Origin of the sequence: Streptomyces sp. NPDC005402, from assembly GCF_040606575.1 — a bacterium.
Classification (GTDB): domain Bacteria; phylum Actinomycetota; class Actinomycetes; order Streptomycetales; family Streptomycetaceae; genus Streptomyces.
In genome coordinates, this window is record NZ_JBEXFB010000004.1 from 311757 (window position 1) to 330432 (window position 18676).

Annotated in this window: 17 protein-coding genes and 1 riboswitch; of the genes, 13 read left to right on the forward strand and 4 right to left on the reverse strand. The window is 70.6% G+C overall.

Annotated features, from left to right (window positions below; genetic code table 11):
* Positions 1-5: 5 nt before the first annotated feature.
* Complete coding sequence (locus ABZT02_RS09890) at positions 6-407, reverse strand: hypothetical protein (protein WP_356016031.1); 402 nt, start codon at positions 405-407, stop codon at positions 6-8.
* Between the two features lie 145 nt (positions 408-552).
* On the opposite strand from ABZT02_RS09890, the gene ABZT02_RS09895 reads away from it, so the two are divergent.
* From ABZT02_RS09895 to ABZT02_RS09925, 7 genes are all read left to right on the forward strand, one after another.
* Positions 553-1173, forward strand: coding sequence for a heme-copper oxidase subunit III (locus ABZT02_RS09895; RefSeq protein WP_007381483.1), 621 nt, complete (start codon positions 553-555; stop codon positions 1171-1173).
* A 60-nt stretch (positions 1174-1233) separates the two neighbouring features.
* Positions 1234-2043: a c-type cytochrome gene (locus tag ABZT02_RS09900; protein ID WP_356016034.1), complete on the forward strand. Its 810-nt coding sequence runs from the start codon at positions 1234-1236 to the stop codon at positions 2041-2043.
* Entirely contained in the window at positions 2040-3095 is a 1056-nt protein-coding gene (locus tag ABZT02_RS09905; protein ID WP_356016036.1) for a Rieske 2Fe-2S domain-containing protein, read from the forward strand. Before ABZT02_RS09900 ends, ABZT02_RS09905 begins: the two co-directional genes overlap by 4 nt.
* Positions 3092-4729: a cytochrome bc complex cytochrome b subunit gene (locus tag ABZT02_RS09910; protein ID WP_356016037.1), complete on the forward strand. Its 1638-nt coding sequence runs from the start codon at positions 3092-3094 to the stop codon at positions 4727-4729. The genes ABZT02_RS09905 and ABZT02_RS09910 overlap by 4 nt, the downstream gene beginning before the upstream one ends.
* A gap of 309 nt (positions 4730-5038) precedes the next feature.
* On the forward strand, positions 5039-6103 hold the full coding sequence (gene trpD, locus ABZT02_RS09915) for an anthranilate phosphoribosyltransferase (protein ID WP_356016039.1): 1065 nt from the start codon (positions 5039-5041) through the stop codon (positions 6101-6103).
* 80 nt (positions 6104-6183) lie between these two features.
* Positions 6184-6300: riboswitch (SAM riboswitch) on the forward strand.
* 122 nt (positions 6301-6422) lie between these two features.
* A complete protein-coding gene (locus ABZT02_RS09920) occupies positions 6423-7784 on the forward strand; it encodes an aminotransferase class V-fold PLP-dependent enzyme (RefSeq protein ID WP_356016041.1) in 1362 nt (453 codons plus the stop codon).
* A 68-nt stretch (positions 7785-7852) separates the two neighbouring features.
* Positions 7853-9994 (forward strand): serine/threonine-protein kinase, encoded by a 2142-nt coding sequence (locus ABZT02_RS09925; RefSeq protein WP_356016044.1) that lies wholly within the window; start codon positions 7853-7855, stop codon positions 9992-9994.
* A 29-nt stretch (positions 9995-10023) separates the two neighbouring features.
* Here ABZT02_RS09925 and ABZT02_RS09930 read toward each other — a convergent pair whose 3' ends face one another.
* Together ABZT02_RS09930 and ABZT02_RS09935 are read right to left on the reverse strand one after the other, a co-directional pair.
* Positions 10024-10305, reverse strand: coding sequence for an Lrp/AsnC ligand binding domain-containing protein (locus tag ABZT02_RS09930; protein WP_020137395.1), 282 nt, complete (start codon positions 10303-10305; stop codon positions 10024-10026).
* Positions 10302-11042, reverse strand: a complete 741-nt coding sequence (locus tag ABZT02_RS09935; RefSeq protein ID WP_356016045.1) for a rhomboid family intramembrane serine protease — start codon at positions 11040-11042, stop codon at positions 10302-10304. The genes ABZT02_RS09930 and ABZT02_RS09935 overlap by 4 nt, the downstream gene beginning before the upstream one ends.
* Positions 11043-11213: 171 nt before the next feature.
* On the opposite strand from ABZT02_RS09935, the gene ABZT02_RS09940 reads away from it, so the two are divergent.
* The 5 genes from ABZT02_RS09940 (at position 11214) to ABZT02_RS09960 (ending at position 16557) form a co-directional block, all read left to right on the forward strand.
* Positions 11214-11453 carry a hypothetical protein gene (locus tag ABZT02_RS09940; RefSeq protein ID WP_037719539.1) on the forward strand — a complete coding sequence of 80 codons (240 nt, stop codon included), beginning with the start codon at positions 11214-11216 and terminating at the stop codon, positions 11451-11453.
* 35 nt (positions 11454-11488) lie between these two features.
* The gene (locus ABZT02_RS09945) at positions 11489-12832 is read left to right on the forward strand and encodes an NYN domain-containing protein (protein ID WP_356016046.1); all 1344 of its coding nucleotides are present in this window, start codon (positions 11489-11491) and stop codon (positions 12830-12832) included.
* A 209-nt stretch (positions 12833-13041) separates the two neighbouring features.
* Positions 13042-14076: an NlpC/P60 family protein gene (locus ABZT02_RS09950; protein WP_356016048.1), complete on the forward strand. Its 1035-nt coding sequence runs from the start codon at positions 13042-13044 to the stop codon at positions 14074-14076.
* A gap of 237 nt (positions 14077-14313) precedes the next feature.
* Complete coding sequence (locus ABZT02_RS09955; RefSeq protein WP_356016049.1) at positions 14314-15330, forward strand: NlpC/P60 family protein; 1017 nt, start codon at positions 14314-14316, stop codon at positions 15328-15330.
* A gap of 33 nt (positions 15331-15363) precedes the next feature.
* A complete protein-coding gene (locus ABZT02_RS09960) occupies positions 15364-16557 on the forward strand; it encodes a hypothetical protein (protein WP_356016051.1) in 1194 nt (397 codons plus the stop codon).
* Here ABZT02_RS09960 and ABZT02_RS09965 read toward each other — a convergent pair.
* A complete protein-coding gene (locus ABZT02_RS09965; RefSeq protein ID WP_356016052.1) occupies positions 16545-17075 on the reverse strand; it encodes a PadR family transcriptional regulator in 531 nt (176 codons plus the stop codon). The two genes, ABZT02_RS09960 and ABZT02_RS09965, sit on opposite strands and share 13 nt — an antisense overlap.
* 90 nt (positions 17076-17165) lie before the next feature.
* Here ABZT02_RS09965 and ABZT02_RS09970 point away from each other — a divergent pair, with 90 nt between their 5' ends.
* Positions 17166-18479 (forward strand): MATE family efflux transporter, encoded by a 1314-nt coding sequence (locus ABZT02_RS09970; protein ID WP_356016053.1) that lies wholly within the window; start codon positions 17166-17168, stop codon positions 18477-18479.
* The last annotated feature ends 197 nt before the right edge of the window (positions 18480-18676 follow it).

Here is an 18676-nt window from a genome sequence, read left to right on the forward strand (position 1 = left end):
AGCTCTCAGGCGCTCAGAGCCTTCTTGTCCCGCAACAAGGAAGCCAGCGCCGCCGCGAACTCCACCGGATCCACCGGATGGGTCACCGCGCCCTCCGCCCGGCTCCACGTCGCCAGCCACGCGTCCTGCGGCCGCCCGATCAGCAACAGCACCGGCGGGCAGTGGAACACCTCGTCCTTGATCTGCCGGCACAGGCCCATGCCGCCCATCGGCACTGCCTCCCCGTCCAGCACACAGACGTCGATCCCGCCCTTGGCCAGCTCCTTCAGCACCGCCGCGGGCGTGGCGCACTCCAGGAACTCGACCAACGGGACGTCCGGAGCCGGTCGCCGGCCGGAGGCGAGCCGTACCTGCTCGCGGGTGTTGGAATCGTCGCTGTAGACCAGCACCGTGGCGGTCGGCTGCATTGTTCCTCCGTGACGTCAGCGTCGTAAGGACAGGCCCGTTGGGCCGGATGCTACTCCCTTGAACACCACGTCAACACTGGTATGGAGCAGGGAGACACTCCGAACGGCACCCCCCGGGGTGAGGGCGGGATAAGCGACCGACATAATGTCGGTCGTGGCGACAGCAACGACAGAGACAACCGGGCACGCGCACCCGTCGGTCAACCGACCGAACCTCACCAGCGTCGGAACCATCATCTGGCTGAGTTCCGAGCTGATGTTCTTCGCGGCCCTCTTCGCGATGTACTTCACCCTGCGATCGGTGACGGGTCCCGACCACTGGAAGGAAATGGCGTCCAGCCTGAACTTCCCGTTCTCGGCGACGAACACCACGATCCTGGTGCTCTCCTCCCTCACCTGCCAGCTCGGCGTCTTCGCAGCCGAGCGCGGTGATGTGAAGAAGCTCCGGGGCTGGTTCATCATCACCTTCATCATGGGCGCGATCTTCATCGGCGGTCAGATCTACGAGTACACGGAGCTGGTGAAGAAGGACGGGCTCTCGCTCTCCTCCGATCCGTACGGCTCGGTGTTCTACCTGACCACCGGCTTCCACGGCATGCACGTGACGGGCGGCCTCATCGCGTTCCTGTTCGTTCTCGGGCGTACCTACGCGGCCAAGAGGTTCACCCACGAGCAGGCGACCGCAGCCATCGTCGTGTCCTACTACTGGCACTTCGTCGACGTCGTCTGGATCGGCCTCTTCGCCACGATCTACATGATCAAGTAGCCGGGCCCGCTCCCGACATCGCAAGCATCGACGCAGAAGATCCTGACACCGGGGTAATCCGTGAAAAAGCTCTCCGCACGACGACGCCACCCGCTGGCGGCGCTCGTCGTCCTACTCCTCGCGCTGGCATGCACCGGGGGGCTGTACGCCGTGTTCGCCCCCGCGGACAAGGCGAAGGCAGACGAAACCGCCCAGTCCCTGGCCATCGACGAGGGCAAGAAGCTCTTCGCCGTAGGCTGTGCCAGCTGCCACGGCACCGGCGGTCAGGGGTCCTCCGACGGTCCGAGCCTCGTGGGCGTGGGCGCCGCGGCCGTCGACTTCCAGGTCGGCACCGGCCGTATGCCGGCCCAGCAGCCGGGTGCGCAGGTTCCGCGCAAGAAGGTCATCTACACGCAGGCCGAGATCGACCAGCTGGCCGCGTACATCTCCTCGCTGGGCTCCGGCCCGAGCATCCCGACCGAGGCGCAGTACGGCCCCGACGGTGCCGACATCGCCAAGGGCGGCGAGCTCTTCCGTGACAACTGCACCCAATGTCACAATTTCACCGGCAAGGGTGGTGCGCTGACGCACGGCAAGTTCGCGCCCAGCCTCGAGGGTGTCGCCCCGAAGCACATCTACGAGGCCATGCAGACCGGCCCGCAGAACATGCCGTCGTTCCCCGACACCACGCTGTCGGAGCAGAACAAGAAGGACATCATCGCGTACCTGAACGCGGTCAACGGCGACGACACCGTGAGCCCCGGCGGCCTTGAGCTGGGCGGTCTCGGCCCGGTCTCCGAAGGCCTGTTCGCCTGGATCTTCGGCCTCGGCGCGCTGATCGCGGTCGCCGTCTGGGTCGCCGCTCGGACCGCAAAGGCCAAGAAGTCATGAGTAGCCAAGACATTCCAGAAGAGAACCTGCCCGCAGAGCAGGACGCGCACGGCGCGGTAGGCGTCGCGGACGAGAAGAACCCGTTCGCCGACCCCGGACTGCCGCCCCACGAGCACCGGGTGCAGGACATCGACGAGCGGGCCGCCAGGCGGTCCGAGCGCACGGTGGCCATGCTGTTCACGGTGTCGATGCTGGCCACTGTCGGGTTCATCGCCTCGTACGTGGGCATCCCCCACGACAAGTCGATCTACGTCTTCCCGATCGGGCACATCAACGCACTGAACTTCGCGCTGGGCCTGACCCTCGGTCTCGCCCTCTTCTCGATCGGCGCGGGCGCGGTCCACTGGGCCCGCACCCTGATGTCCGACGAGGAGATCGCCGACGAACGTCACCCGATCGAGGCGTCCCCCGAGGTCCGCGCGAAGGTCCACGCGGACTTCAAGCAGGGCGCCAAGGAGTCGGCGCTCGGCCGTCGCAAGCTGATCCGCAACACGATGTTCGGCGCGCTGGCCCTGTTCCCGCTCTCCGGCGTCATGCTGCTGCGCGACCTCGGCCCGCTGCCCGGCACCAAGCTCCGCCACACCATGTGGCGCAAGGGCCTCCAGCTCGTCAACATGAACACCAACGAGCCGCTGCGCCCCTCCGACGTCCAGGTCGGCTCGCTGACCTTCGCCAAGCCCGAGGGCCTGGAGGAGCACGACGAGGAGTTCCAGACCGAGATCGCCAAGGCCGCCCTGATGATCGTCCGCATCCAGCCGGACAACATCAAGGACAAGCGCGAGCTCGAGTGGTCGTACGAGGGAATCGTCGCGTACTCGAAGATCTGCACCCACGTCGGTTGCCCGATCTCCCTGTACGAGCAGCAGACGCACCACGTGCTCTGCCCCTGCCACCAGTCCACCTTCGACCTCTCCGACGGTGCCCGGGTGATCTTCGGCCCCGCCGGTCACGCCCTGCCGCAGCTGCGCATCGGCGTGAACGACCAGGGTTACCTCGAAGCGCTCGGCGACTTCGATGAGCCTGTCGGTCCTGCATTCTGGGAGCGCGGATGAGCACTACAGAGACCTCCGAGTCCCGCGCACGCGGGAAGGCACCGGCCGGCGAGCGCGTCGCCGACTGGGCCGACGGTCGACTGGGGATCTACTCCCTGGCCAAGAGCAACATGCGCAAGATCTTCCCCGACCACTGGTCGTTCATGTTGGGTGAGGTCTGCCTCTACAGCTTCATCATCATCATCCTCACGGGTGTGTACCTGACCTTGTTCTTCCACCCGTCGATGAACGAGGTGGAGTACCACGGCAGTTACATCCCGCTGCAGGGCCAGATGATGTCCGAGGCGTTCAACTCGACCATGCACATCTCCTTCGATGTGCGCGGTGGTCTGCTGATCCGGCAGATCCACCACTGGGCGGCGCTGATCTTCCTCGCCGGCATGTTCGTGCACATGATGCGTGTGTTCTTCACGGGCGCGTTCCGCAAGCCGCGTGAGGTCAACTGGCTGTTCGGCTTCCTGCTGTTCGTCCTCGGCATGTTCACCGGCTTCACCGGTTACTCGCTCCCGGACGACCTGCTCTCCGGCACCGGTGTCCGCTTCATGGAGGGCGCGATCCTGTCCGTGCCGATCGTCGGCACGTACCTGTCGTTCTTCCTGTTCGGCGGAGAGTTCCCGGGCGGCGACTTCGTGGCCCGCTTCTACTCGATCCACGTCCTGCTGCTGCCGGGCATCATGCTCGGCCTGGTGGTCGGCCACCTGATCCTGGTCTTCTACCACAAGCACACGCAGTTCGCGGGCCCCGGAAAGACGAACAACAACGTCGTCGGCATGCCGCTGCTGCCGGTCTACATGGCCAAGGCCGGAGGCTTCTTCTTCCTGGTCTTCGGTGTCATCGCGGCCATCGCGGCGATCGCCTCGATCAACCCGATCTGGTCGATGGGCCCCTACCGTCCCGACCAGGTGTCCACGGGCGCCCAGCCTGACTGGTACATGGGCTTCTCCGAGGGCCTGATCCGTGTCATGCCGGGCTGGGAGATCAACTTCTGGGGTCACACGCTCGTCCTGGGCGTGTTCATCCCGCTGGTGATCTTCCCGCTGGTCCTGGTCGCGATCGCGGTCTACCCGTTCATCGAGTCCTGGGTCACCGGCGACAAGCGCGAGCACCACATCCTGGACCGCCCGCGCAACGCCCCGACGCGGACCGCGTTCGGCGTCGCGTGGATCACCTGGTACATGGTGCTGCTGATCGGTGGTGGAAACGACCTCTGGGCCACCCACTTCCACCTGTCGATCAACGCCATCACCTGGTTCGTCCGGGTCGCGTTCTTCGTCGCCCCGGTCCTCGCGTTCATCGTCACCAAGCGGATCTGCCTCGGCCTCCAGCGCCGCGACAAGGACAAGGTGCTGCACGGCCGCGAGTCCGGCATCATCAAGCGCCTGCCGCACGGTGAGTTCATCGAGGTGCACGAGCCGCTCAGCCAGGAGCAGCTGCACACGCTCACGGCGCACGAGCAGTACAAGCCGGCCGCGATCGGCGCCACGGTCGACGAGAACGGCGTCGAGCGCAAGGTCAAGGGCTCCGAGAAGCTGCGCGCCAAGCTGAGCGAGGCGTACTACGGCGAGGAAGCCCAGATCCCCAAGCCGACCGTCGAGGAGTACAAGGAGATCACGAGCGGCCACGGCCACCACTGATCGCTGCGCTCGCCACGCGCGGTAGAAGGGCCCGTCCGGCACACCGGACGGGCCCTTTGCCGTGCCGTGAGGGTGCGGGTTCGGTGGGGGCGGGCGTGGTGCGCAGTTCCCCGCGCCCCTGAATGCCTGCGGCTGCCCGTTGCTGCCCGGTGGGGGCTCGGGTAGTGGGTGGCGGGCGTGGCCGCGGGGCCGATGCGCCGGGCTCGCGGCAGGCTAAGGGCTCCGTCCGAACACCGGACGGGGCCCTGTGTCGTGCTCCGGGCTGGATAGGGTGTGGGCACAGTTTTCTACGACATCTGGAGCGGCCCCATGAGCGCTGTGACCCCCGCTGGAGGCGACACCGCGGCGGGCCGTTCCTGGCCCGAGGTGCTGAACGCCCTGCTGTACGGCCGGGACCAGAGCGCCGACGCGACGGCGTGGGCGATGGACCGGATCATGCGGGGCGAGGCGACCGACGCGCAGATCGCCGGTTTCGTGGTCGCCCTCAGGGCCAAGGGCGAGACGGTCGAGGAGATCAACGGGCTCGTCCGGGCCATGTACGAGCACGCCAACGTGATCGAGGTCCCCGGGCGGACGGTGGACGTCGTCGGCACCGGCGGCGACGGCGCCAAGACGGTCAACATCTCCACCATGTCGGCGATCGTCGTGGCCGGAGCCGGTGCCACCGTCGTCAAGCACGGCAACCGGGCCGCTTCCTCCGCGTCCGGTGCCTCGGACGTCCTGGAGAAGCTCGGCGTCAATCTGGAACTGACCCCGCGGCGGGTGGCCGAGGTGGCCGGGGAGGCCGGGATCACGTTCTGCTTCGCGATCAAGTTCCATCCGGCGCTGCGTCACGCGGGTGCCGCACGCGGCCAGTTGGGCATCCGCACGGTGTTCAACATCCTCGGCCCGCTGACCAACCCCGCCCGGGTGCGGTCCCAGGCGGTCGGGGTCGCCGATCCGCGCATGGCGCCGGTCGTCGCGGGCGTCTTCGCCGAGCGCGGCAACTCCGCCCTCGTCTTCCGCGGTGACGACGGCCTCGACGAGCTGACGACCACGTCGACCTCCCGCGTCTGGATCGTCCGCGACGGCAAGGTCACCGAGGAGAGCTTCGACCCCCGGGACGTCGGCATCGACCTGGTGCCGGTGGAGGCCCTGCGGGGCGGTGACCCGGCGTACAACGCGGAGGTCGCCCGCACCCTCCTGGACGGCGAGAGGGGCCCGGTCCGGGACGCCGTACTCCTGAACTCGGCGGCCGCGCTGGTGGCCCTGGACCCGGGGACGGGGACGCTGGCCGAGCAGCTGAGGGCCGGGATGGACAGGGCCGCCGAGTCGATCGACTCGGGGTCGGCGAAGCGGACGCTGGAGCGCTGGGTGGCCGCGAGCAACGCGTAGCGGCCGCCGCACAGGGTGTCGTCCCGCGATCCGGACACGGGTTGCGGGGCGACGATCATTTCGCGTACGTTTTTGTGTCAGGTCATGAGTGACAGTCATGAGGCCCCGGCCGACTGTCCGGCAACCCTCCGTCCGTGGCGGGGTGCCCCGGGTGAAGACCAGGCCGTGAGCAGCGAGGTTCACGGCAAGCGCGGGCCCCTCTCGAATCCAGGGGTCCTGGTCGTTCGAGGGAGTCTTCCGTGAGCAAGCGAATGCGATAGGGCGCCGAGCCCCGCCTCCGCACACCCATCACCCCTTTCTCTTTTCACGGGAGTTCCCCATGTCTGTCCTCACCGCTGCCTCCGCCCAGACCATTTGTGCCCAGCTGCCCGTTCTGGGGCGAGATGTCACCGTCCCGCTCGTCACCGGCGGCGAAGTCACCTACGCCGCGCTCGACTACGCGGCCAGCGCACCGGCTCTCCAGCGGGTCTGGGACGACGTGGCGGCGTACGCGCCCTACTACGGCAGCGTGCACCGCGGGGCCGGCTACCTCTCCCAGCTGTCGACCGACCTCTTCGAGAACGCCCGCAGGACCGTCACCGAGTTCCTCGACTGCCGCGACGACGACCAGTTGATCTTCACCCGGTCCACCACCGACTCGCTCAACCTCCTCGCCGCCGCCCTGCCCGTCGACTGCCAGGTCTTCGTCTTCGAGACCGAGCACCACGCGAGCCTGCTGCCCTGGAAGGACGCCCGGGTCAGCTACCTCGACGCCCCGCGCACCCCGCGGCAGGCCGTGGAGACCCTGGAGAAGGCCCTCGCCGACCGCGACCCCGACGGCCCGGCCCTGGTGTGCGTCACCGGCGCCTCCAACGTCACCGGTGAGCTGTGGCCGGTCCGCGAGCTGGCCGCCGCCGCCCACGCGCACGGCGCCCGGATCGTCCTGGACGCGGCCCAGCTGGCTCCGCACCACCCGCTGAGCGTCCGTGACCTCGACGTCGACTGGGTCGCCTTCTCCGGCCACAAGCTCTACGCCCCCTTCGGCTCCGGCGTCCTGGCGGGCCGCGCCGACTGGCTGAAGGCCGCCGACCCCTACCTCGCGGGCGGCGGCGCCAGCCGCAAGGTCACCCGGCGCGAGGACGGGGGAGTGGACGTGGAGTGGCACGACAGCGCCGCGCGGCATGAGGCGGGCTCGCCCAACGTCATCGGCGCCTACTCCATCGCCTCCGCCTGCAAGGCGCTGACCGAGGCCGGATTCGACAGCCTGGTCGCCCGCGAGCAGTACCTGATCGAGAAGGTCCGCCAGGGTCTCGCCGAGGTCCCCGAGGTCCGCGTCCTGTCCCTCTTCGGCGACGACGCTCCCCGGGTCGGCGTGATCTCCTTCGTCGTCGAGGGCTGGAACAGCTCCCACTTCGCCGCCGCCCTGTCCGCCGAGTACGGCATCGGCGTCCGCGACGGCCTCTTCTGCGCCCACCCCCTCGTCCGCACCCTCCTCGGCAGCGACCCGCAGTCCCAGGGCGAGTGCGGCGCCCCCGAGGCCGCGCCCGGCGAGAAGTCGCTCAACGCGATCCGGGTGAGCTTCGGCGCGGGCACGCCCGACGAGCACGTGGAGCGGTTCGTGAAGGCCGTGAAGGAACTGGTCGCGGACGGTGCGAAGTGGACGTACCGCACCGAGGACGGGCGCTGCGTCCCGGCCGTCTGACGTACCGACGTCCGGCGCGCGTATACGCTCCCCCTCAGCAGCCGTACGGAAAGCAGGGGGAGCACCGGGTGCAGGAGCTGCGCGAGACGGACCCGCGGACCATCGGGCCCTACGAGGTCCTGGGCAGACTCGGGTCCGGCGGCATGGGCGAGGTGTATCTCGCCGAGGCGCGCGGCGGCTTACGGCTGGCCGTGAAGGTCGTACGGGCCGAGCACGCCGAGGACCGCACCTTCCGTGCCCGGTTCCGGCACGAGGTCCGGGCCGCGCAGACCGTCGGTGGGGCGGGCACGTACACCGCGCGGGTCGTGGACGCGGACACCGAGGCCGCGCGGCCGTGGATGGCGACGGAGTTCGTGGCGGGGCCCAACCTGCGGGACGCGGTGCTCGACCGGGGACCGCTGGCCGGGGACGCGGTACGGCTGCTGGCGGCCGCGCTCGCCGAGGCGCTCGCCGCGATCCACGCCAAGGGGCTGGTGCACCGGGACCTCAAACCCTCCAACATCCTGCTCGCGCCCGACGGCCCCCGGGTCATCGACTTCGGGATCGTCCGGGCCCTGGAAGGCACCGCCCTGACCCGGACCGGCGTGGTCGTCGGGTCGGTCGGCTATCTCTCGCCCGAACAGATCCGCAACGGCGCCCAGGTGGTGCCGGCCAGTGACGTCTTCTCCCTGGGCGCGGTCCTCGCCTACGCGTCCGGCGGCAAGGAACCCTTCGGCGAGGGTCAGGATTCGGTCGTTCTGCTGCGGATCCTGACCGGTGACGTCGACCTGTCCGCCGTACCGCCGGAGCAGTTGCCGCTGGTGGAGGCGTGTCTGCGGGACGACCCCGGTGCGCGGCCGACCCCGACGGAGCTGGTCGCGGCCGCGGGGCACACCGCGGGGTCGCTGCGCGAGGGCCTGCGGCCGGGGTGGTACGCCCCCGGTGCCGTGCAGGAGCCCGAGGCCGCTCGCAGCGGTGCGCACTGGGTTCCCGCGCACGACTCGGGGGAGCGCGAGAGCCGGGTCGAGTACGTGGCGCCCGTGACCGTCACGGACGTCCCCGCGGTCACCCATGTGACACCGGCCCCTGCCCCGCCCTCCCGGCGGAGGCTGCTGCGGGCCGTGGCGGGCGGCGCAGGGGTCGTGGCGGCCGGAGGTGTGGGCGGGTGGCTGTGGCTGCGGGACTCGCCGGAGGGGGCCGCGCGGGCCGGGGCGGGATCCCCGACGGGCGCGCATGCGACGGGCTGGCAGTACAAGGTCCAGGGACTGGGTGGGCGGCGCGGCCCCTGCGCGGCCCTCTCGCTCGACGGCACACGGGTGTACGTCGGCGGCGCGGACGGCGCGCTGCACGCGCTGGACCTGGACGGGCGGACCGTGTGGCGGACCTCCCTCGGTGCCGAGGCCATGTCCCCGCTCGCCACCGCCGACGGCGTGTACTGCCTGCTGGAGGACGGCCAGGAGGGCGCCTCCAAGCTGTGCGCGCTCGGCCGGCACGGCAAGGTCCGCTGGACGAAGTCGTTCGCCGCGAACAGTCAGTTCCCGGTCGCCGCGGGCAAGCTCGTCCTGGTCTCCTACGGCGACGGCTCTGACGCGGGCGGGGTGCGGGCCTACGCCCCCGACGGCAGCGTGCGCTGGTCCACCCCGACCGGCCCCGCGCCCACCGGCGAGCCCGTGGTGGCGGGCGGCGTGGTGTACGTCGGCACCTTCGGGGACCGGCTCCAGGCCCTGGACGCGAAGAGCGGCAAGCGGCTCTGGTCGACCACGGCCGGCCTGGACACCGGACGGCCCGCGCTGGTCGGCGACACGCTGCTGGTCGGATCGGGCGGCGAGCAGATGCTGCACGGCATCGGCCGCACCGGCAAGCCGCTGTGGAACTCGACCAACGACAAGGTCTACGGCAGCCGCTACTTCACCTGCGTGCCCTTCGGCGGCCTCGGCGTCACCGCGTCCGACTACGAACTGGTCGCCCTGGACCCCGCCGACGGATCGACGGTGTGGTCCTTCCGGTTCACCGACGACGGAAGCCAGTACAGCGACCCCACGGTCGCCGGCGACACCGTCTACGTACGGCACGGCTCGACGCTCTACGGCGTCAACCACAAGGGAAAGCAGACCTGGCACCGACGCGTCGAGGGCGGCGCGTCCATCGGAACCCAGAGTCCGGTCGTCCGGGACGGCCGCGTGTACGCCGCGACCGCCGATGGCATCACGGTGCTCGCGCTCGACTCCTGACTGCCGGGGCCCGTCAGCTGCCGAAGGCGTCAGCTGTCGAGGCCGATCGCGAACGCGGCCTCCAGGTCGTGCTGGGAGTAGGTGCGGAAGGCCACGTGGGTGTCCGTCGCCTCGACGCCCGGGATCTTGCTGATGCTGCCGGGGATGACCTCGGCGAGGTCCTCGTGCTGCTTGACCCGGACCATGGCGATCAGGTCGTACGTGCCCGTGACCGAGAAGACCTCGCTCACGGACTCCAGCGCGGCGATCCGCTCCGCGATCTCGGGGATCCGGTCCACGCTGGTCTTGATGAGCACGATCGCGGTGATCACGGCTGGTTCTCTCCCTCGGGGGACGGAGCTGGGGCGGCCCTCACTCTAGTGGTACGGCCGAAACGCACCCAGGCGAAGATCAGGCCCAGGCCGAAGCCCACCAGGTGGGCGAGATAGGCCACCCCGGGGCCGTCGGAGGCACGGCCCGCCGCGAGCCATTGCAGCGCCGCCCAGAAGGGCAGGACGACCCAGGCGGGGAAGCGCAGCGGCAGGAAGAAGAGGAACGGCAGGAGACTGGTCACCCGGGCCCCGGGGAACAGGAACAGAAACGCGCCGAGGACCGCCGAGATGGCCCCGGAGGCACCGACCAGGGACTGCTCGGAGTCGGCGTTGGCGGCCGCGTAGCCCAGCAGGGCGAGGTAGCCGCTGGCGACGTAGAAGAGGAGGAACTGCAGCCGGCCCATCCGTTCCTCCGTCATCACCCCGAAGACGTACAGGAAGAGCAGGTTGCCCAGCAGGTGCACCCAGCTGCCGTGCACGAACAGCGCGGTCGCCGGGGTGAGGGCGGCACCGGGTGAGCCCTCGAAGAGTTCGGCGGGGACCACGCCCCAGCGGTGGAAGTAGGCCCGCTGGGCGGCGAGGGCCGCGTCCCCGGAGCCGTAGGCCGGATCGAGTCCCGAGGCGGGGCCGATCACGAAGACCAGACAGCACAGGGCGATCAGACCGTAGGTGACCGGAGTCGGCCCCCACAGCGCCCCGCGTGCTCCACCGTCCGTCACCTTCCAGTTGCTGATCATGAACACAGAGCATGACGTAACGGGACGCAACCGAACAGAGCGCCTCGCCGCCGGACAGGTCCTGTGGACGCCCGAGCGGCGAGTACCCGCCAGGCCGTAGGGTTACGAGCCACACGCACCGGGACGCCGGTGTGTCACTGACAATGGCTAGTAGGAAAGAGCACAGCCACGATGACGGTTCCCCTCCCGACCGCCTCGACGCGGTGGCGCTGCACCCTCTGCGGCAACCTCACGCGCTTCGACGTGACCCGCTCGTCGAAGGTTGTCGAGTACGTCCATCTCGATCTGGCGGGAGAGCCGAAGGTCGAGGAGCGCGAGGTGGTCAGTGAGACCATCGAGTCGGTGCGGTGCCGCTGGTGCAACGCCGTGGACCAGGTGGAACTCGTGGACAGGCCGGGCGCCGGCTCCTGACAGGGCCGGCCCCGCACAGTGATGGGGTGTGACGGATGGTGGAGACACAAGGCGGGGAGCCGGGCGACGGCGCCGCCGAGGTGCTCGACCGTCCGCTGCCCGACGGTGTCCGGCGCAGGGTCGTGCACATCGTCTCCGAGGGGTTCGGCGGCCTGACCGTCGGCGAACTGCCCGCCCAGCTGAGACAGTACGCGCGCTTCGCGCCCAACCGGCGGGCCAAGTTCGCGGGCAACGCGATGGCGGCCGCGCTGGAGACCGATCCGCTGTTCCGCCAGCGCATCGGGGAGAAGTTCAGAGAGCTTCAGCCGGAGCTGTCAGGCGCGCTCGACTCCGGTTCCCCGCCCCCGGCCGCGGACCCGCTCGATGTGGCTGCCGCGGCCTATGTGCTGCGCCCCACCGGCTGGGTCAAGCTGGTCACCGCGGCCGGTGAGGAGGCTCAGCGCGCGGACGCCGAGCGGGCCGACGAGGAGAGCCGGGCCGAGCTGGAGCGGCTGCGCGAGGAGCTCACGGCCGCCCGCGACCAGACGCGCACCGAGACCGAGCGGCTGCGTTCCGAGCTGGAATCCGCCAAGAAGGAAGCCGAATCGCTTCACCGCAAGCTGCGCGCGGCACTCAGTGACGTCAAGCGCGGCGAGGCGGCCCTGCGCAAGATGCAGGCCGAGACGGAGTCCGTACGCTCCGAGAGTCAGGCCCAGGTGTCCGCCGCCGAGAGTGAGTCCCGGCGCCTGAAGGCCCGCCTCGGGGAGGCGGAGGCCGCTCTGGAGGCCACGCGCAGAGCGGCACGGGAGGGGCGCAGTGTCGAGGACATGCGCGTGCGTCTGCTTCTGGACACCGTTCTGGACGCGGCCCAGGGACTGCGCCGGGAACTGGCGCTGCCGCCGGTCTCGGTCCGGCCCGCCGAGACGGTGGACGCGGTCGAGCCGGGCCGGATGACCCCGAAGGACATCGCGGCGCGGGCGCTGTCGGAGAACGACCCGGCGATCCTGGACCAGCTTCTCGCCCTGCCCCAGGCGCACTTGGTGGTCGACGGCTACAACGTCACCAAGACCGGCTATCCCCAGATGCCGCTGGAGAAGCAGCGCCTGCGCCTCCTCGGGCAGCTCTCGCAGCTCGCCGCGCAGACCGGGGCGGAGGTGACCTGTGTCTTCGACGGGGCCGAGCTCGCCGCGCCGGTGCTGCTCGCGCCGCCGCGCGGGGTGCGGGTGCTGTTCTCCAAGGCCGGCGTCACCGCCGACGAGTTGATCCGCCAGCTGGTGCGCGCCGAGCCGCCCGGGCGGCCGGTGATCGTCGCCTCGACCGACCGTGAGGTCGCCGACGGCATCGCCAAGGCGGGGGCGCGGCCGGTCGCATCTGCGGTGCTTCTGAAGCGGCTGTCCTAAACCTTGAAGTTAGGGGTTTAGCGCCCGAATTGGGTGTATCGTCACGCAACGTAGCGTCAAGGCCGCCTCACCGCACGTGAGTTATGTGCAAAGAATGCACGGCGTGACGAGATTTTGCTCCTGAGGATTTGAATGATCACGGGAAGGTCACTAGGGTCTGGGCTCGAACCTCCGAGCGGGTGATCACTCAAAAGAAGGAGTTCACCTCCGTGGCGTCCCACCGTCGACCCAAGCAGCCGAGCCGTACGCGCGTGACCGTGCTCACGACCGCAGCCGCTGCCGCCGTGGCCCTCAGTGCCAATGCCGCCAATGCCGCGCCGAGCGAGAAGCCGAGCAAGGACGAGGTCAAGGCGAAGGTCGACGCGCTGTACGAGCAGGCCGAGCAGGCCACCGAGAAGCTCAACGGCGCCAAGGAGAAGCAGGAGAAGCTCCAGAAGGAGATCTCCACCATCCAGGACAATGTGGCCCGCGGCCAGGGCGACCTGAACGAACTGCGGGACTCCATAGGCATGGCGGCCGCGGCGCAGTACCGCACCGGCTCCATCGACTCCTCGCTCCAGCTCTTCCTGTCGTCGAACCCGGACGACTACCTGGACAAGGCGTCCACCGCGGACCAGCTCAGCTCCCAGCAGGTCGAGGCGCTGAAGAAGATCCAGGAGAAGCAGCGCGAGCTGGCCCAGGACCGTGCCGAGGCCACCGAGAAGCTCCAGGACCTCGCGAGCACCCGCACCGAACTGGCCAAGCAGAAGAAGGCCGTTCAGGGCAAGCTCGCCGAGGCGCAGAAGCTCCTCAACTCGCTGACGGCCGCCGAGAAGGCCGCCCTCGCCGCCGCCGACGCCCGCGCCAGCCGCTCCGCCAGCGAGCGCGTGGACCTCGGTGACGCCCCCGCCTCCTCCGCCCGGGCCCAGGCGGCCTTCAGCGCCGCCCAGACCCAGCTCGGCAAGCCGTACGTCTACGGCGCCACCGGCACCGCCTCCTACGACTGCTCGGGCCTGACCTCGTGGGCCTACGCCCAGGCCGGCATCACCATCCCGCGTACCTCGCAGGCCCAGGCCAACGCCGGCACGCGTATCTACAGCATGAGCGACCTCAAGGTCGGCGACCTGGTCATCTTCTACGGCGACCTGCACCACGTCGGGCTGTACGCGGGCAACGGCCAGGTCATCCACGCCCCGCGCACCGGCACGGTCGTGCGTTACGAGTCGATCAACAACATGCCGTTCCAGTTCGGCGTGCGGATCTGAGGCTCTTCTCCGAGCCCCGTTTCCGTTCAAGATCGCGACGACTCGCCGCCCGTTCGGGCGAATCGCGACAAGCACAACTGACCGCACGCCCCGCCCATGACCTGCGTCATAGGCGGGGCGTCACGTTGTGTGCCCGCGGAGGTCGTTGGATACGCCCCTGCCGCGGGGCTACTGTCGGCCGCGTTTCCCCTCACCGGGGAACGTCCCAGTCCGCCAGTGGAAGGAGCGCGGCTTCCCGTGGGGTCCCATCGCCGCCTTGTCCAGACGTCCGGGTTCAACCGGGGCGCCGGTGCCGCCCTGTGCGTGCTGTCCGCGGCGGCCGCCGCGCTCGGCGCCGTACCGGCCGTCGCCGCCCCGTCCGCCGACACCAAGGCCGAGGTGGACCGCCTCTACGAGCAGGCCGAGCAGGCCACCGAGGCCTACAACAAGGCCGACGAACGCGCCGACTCGCTGCGCGAGGAGGTCAGCACCGCACAGGACAAGATCGCGCGCCAGCAGGAGCGCATCAACTCCATGCGGGAGAGGCTCGGTTCACTGGCCGGCGCCCAGTACCGCACCGGCGGCCTCGAACCGTCCCTCGCGCTGCTGTTCTCCGACGACCCGGACGACTACCTCGACAAGGCGGCCGTGCTGGACCGCATCAACGCGCATCAGGCGGGCGAGCTCAAGGACCTCGAGGAGGCCATGCGCGAACTCGCCCAGGAGCGCAGCGAGGCGGCCCGCAAGCTCGGCGAACTGGAGAAGAGCCGCAAGGCCGTCGCCTCCCACAAGCGGACCGTCGAGAAGAAGCTCGCCAGAGCGCGCGCGCTGCTCAACTCCCTGCCGTCCGACGAGCGCGCCGCCTACGACCGGGCCTCCCGCTCCGGCCGCTCCGAGTGGCCCGACCTCTCGGGTGCCGCGGCGCCCTCGGGCCGGGCGGCCGCCGCCGTGGCCGCCGCGCAGTCCGCGATCGGCAAGCCGTACGTGTGGGGCGCCAACGGGCCCAGCGGCTTCGACTGTTCGGGCCTGATGCAGTGGTCGTACGCCCAGGCCGGGGTCTCCCTCCCGCGCACCTCGCAGGCCCAGCGGTACGCCGGCCGCCAGGTGCCGCTCTCCCAGGCGCTGCCCGGCGATCTGGTCACCTATCGGGGTGACGCCAGTCACGTCGGCATGTACGTCGGCAACGGCCAGGTCGTCCACGCCCCGTACCCCGGGGCCCCGGTGCGCTACGACCCGGTGGGCATGATGCCGGGGGCGACGGTCACGCGACCCTGACCGACGGCTCCGGTACCCGTACGATCGGGAAGCATGGCTGGTCGAAGGCGGGCGTCGGGACACGGTGTCGTGGTGCTGTGCCTGCTGCTCACCTCCCTGGTGGCCTGCGGCGGCAGGCCGACGGCCACCGACACCGCCGAGGCCGACGTACAGCACGTCCTGGACCGGCGGGCGGCGGCCGTCCTCGACCGCGACAAGGCGGCGGTGGCCGGGACGGGCACCGCGAGCTGGTTCGAGAACGTCAGCGCGGTGCCGCTCGCCTCCTGGTCCTACCGGGTCACGGCGGTGCACCGCACCGGCGCCACGGCCACCGCCGACACCGAACTCCGCTACCAGGTCCAGGGCTACGACCAGGCCCCCGTCACCGTCGCCCGCACCCTGGACCTCTCCCTGGACGCGGCCGACCAGTGGTACGTCGTCCGCGAGAAGCCCGCCAAGAAGGCCTCGCAGCTGCTGTGGGACCAGGGCGAGGTGACCGTCGTCCGCGGCAGGCACAGCATCGTCCTCGGCGTCGGCCAGTCCGGCGAGAGGCTGCACTCCTTCGCGGACCTGGCCGACCACGCCGTGCCCGCGGTGTCGGACGCCTGGGGCACCAAGTGGTCCCGGCACGTCGTCGTGCTCGTGCCGAAGTCCCTGGAGGGGATGGCGGGGCTGCTCGGCTCGCCGGCCTCCTCGTACCGCGGGATCGCGGCCGTCACCACCGGTGAGACCGGCGCCCCGGCGCAGGCGCCCGCGGACCGGATCATCGTCAACCCCGACGCGTACGGCATGCTCGGCACTCTGGGCAGGCAGGTCGTGCTCACCCACGAGACCACCCATGTCGCCACCCGCGCCGACACCACCGCCGCGACACCGCTGTGGCTGTCGGAGGGGTTCGCGGACTGGGTGGGCTACCGGGGCACCGGGCGCACGCCGGCCGAGGCCGCGCCGGAGCTCGGGGAGGCCGTGTCCGCGGGCCGGGCGCCGACGGCCCTGCCGTCCGACGCGGACTTCGGCTTCGGCGGCGGCGCGTCCGAACTCGCGGTGTCCTACGAGGGCGGCTGGATGGCCTGCCGGATGATCGCGGACCGGTGGGGTGAGGCGAAGTTGCGCGAGTTCTACCGGGCCGTGGGCACGCACAAGAAGCGGCCGGGGGCGGTGGAGGAGGCTCTGGCGAAGGTGCTCGACACCGACCTGAAGGGCTTCACCGCGGAGTGGCAGGAGTACCTGCGGGATCAGCTCGACTGATCCAACTGCTCGATGGCCTCCGCCAGCCATGCCCGCTCGGCCCGGCCCGTCGCCCGCGCCACCCGCAGCATGCCCTGCCGGAACAGGTCGTCCGCCTCCTCCGCGCGCACCGGTTCGCCGCCGTCGTAGAAGAAGCTCGTCGGCGCCTCCAGGAACTCCAGCCGCCGCCGCAGCACGGCCGCCTGCTCGTGCCGGCCCGGCAGGTGGCGCAGGAACGCGAGGACGGTGTTGAAGCGGACCTGGTCGCTGATCTCGGCCTGCTTCGGGTTGCGCAGCCGCTCCAGGAGGTCCTCGCGGCCCCTTTCCGTGAGCGACAGCGTCCGGCGCGGCGCGGCGCTCGTCCCCGGCTCCGCGCGCTCGTCGAGCATGCCCGCCTTGACGAGCCGCGTGATCGCCGGATAGAGCGCCCCGTCACTGACCGGGCGGACATGGCCGGTGAGCGCCTTGATGCGCTCCTTGAGCTCGTAGCCGTGCAGCGGCTCTTCGGCGAGGAAGCCGAGGATCGACAGCTCCAGCACTGCATTCCTCCTTGCGGGGGTCGTGACGTCATGCTACCTCTTATCGAGTTACCTCTATTCGAGGTAGCTCGTATCGAGGGGGATTCGTCAGTGCCTGGTCACCGCAAGCAGCTCGTCGCGCTCGCCCGCCCCGTCTACCTCGGCCTCCTGGCCTCCGTCGCCGCCGGGATCATCAACACGGTGTGGGTCTCCCGGCTCGGCGGTCCCGCCGTCGCCGCCGTGGCCGTCGCGACCAACACCGAGAACGTGCTGCTGGGTGTCGCGCTCGTCTTCGGTTCCGGTACGACCGTGCTGGTGGCGCACGCCCGGGGAGCACGGGATCCCGGCGGGGTGCGGGCGGCCGTACGCGGTGGTGTGGCGCTGTGGGCGCTGGTCACACCGGTGGTCGCCGTGGGTGGCTTCCTGCTGCGCGAGCCGCTCGCCCGGCTGGTGCTCGACGGCGGCCGGGCCGTGTCCCTGGCCACCGCCTACTTCGCGATCTCCCTGCCCGGCATCGCCGTCTTCTTCGCCCAGCAGCTTGTCGACGGCATCCTCAAGGGCGCCGGTGACACCCGCACACCGATGCGGCTGGCGCTCCTCGCGAACGGGCTGATCCTCGTCTGCGACCCCTTCCTGATCCATGCGTACGGTGTCCAGGGCGCCGCCGCCTCGACCGTCCTGTGCCGGGGGGTGGCCCTCGGGGCGGGGATGCTCGCCGTGCGCCGGAACGCGCTGCTGCGGTCGTGTGCGGGGGCCCCGGCGGGTGTCGCTGTGCGCGCGACGCTGACCACCGGCCTCCCCATTGCCGCCGACTTCACCGTCCGCCAGGGCGGCGCCCTGGCCCTCGTCGCGATCGTGGCGCGGCTCGGGGTGACGGCGGTGGCCGCGTACTCCATCGCCTACAAGGTCATGTACGTGGCGACGATGGCCTTCTACGCCGTGCGGCAGGCCGCGTCGATCCACACCGCGCATCTGCGGGGCGCCGGGCAGGACGCGCGGCGGGCGGTCGGGCGGGAGGCGGTGCTGGTGTCCGGGGCGGTGGGGCTCGCGGCTGCCGTGCTGCTCCTCGTGACCGCCCCCTGGGTCATGGCCGCCTTCGGCGCCGGACCCGAAGTCGCCCACGAGGGCGTGCTGTTCCTGCGCTGTGTCGGGCCCTACGTACTGCTGACGGCCTGCTTCATCGCGCTCGGCGGGGTCTTCGAGGGCAGTGGGGGAGCGCCGGCGCTGCTGAAGGTGACGCTGCTCGGCACGGCGGTCCAGCTGGCCCTGGCGTACGGCTGCACGGGCCTCGGCCTGCCCGGCGTGTGTCTGGCCCTCGCACTGGCGATGGCGTTGCAGTGCGGGGCCGTGCTGCTCCTGTTCCGGCGGGTGGGTGCCCGGGGTCGGGAGGAGGCGGAGGTGTCTCGGGCCGGGGTGGTGGCCTGAGCCGGGGCGGGGGTTGGGGGCCTGTGTGACGTGGGGCAGGGTGCTGCCCGCGGCGTGCGCGGACCGGACCGGGGACTCCGGGGCGGTCGGGCTGCTGGTGGGTGCCCGGGGTGAGGCGGGGTAAGGGTCGGTGGGGCGTGCAGCGGGTGGCTGCCCGCGGGGTCCGTGGTCCGGATCCCTGTGGTCAGGCCGGATGG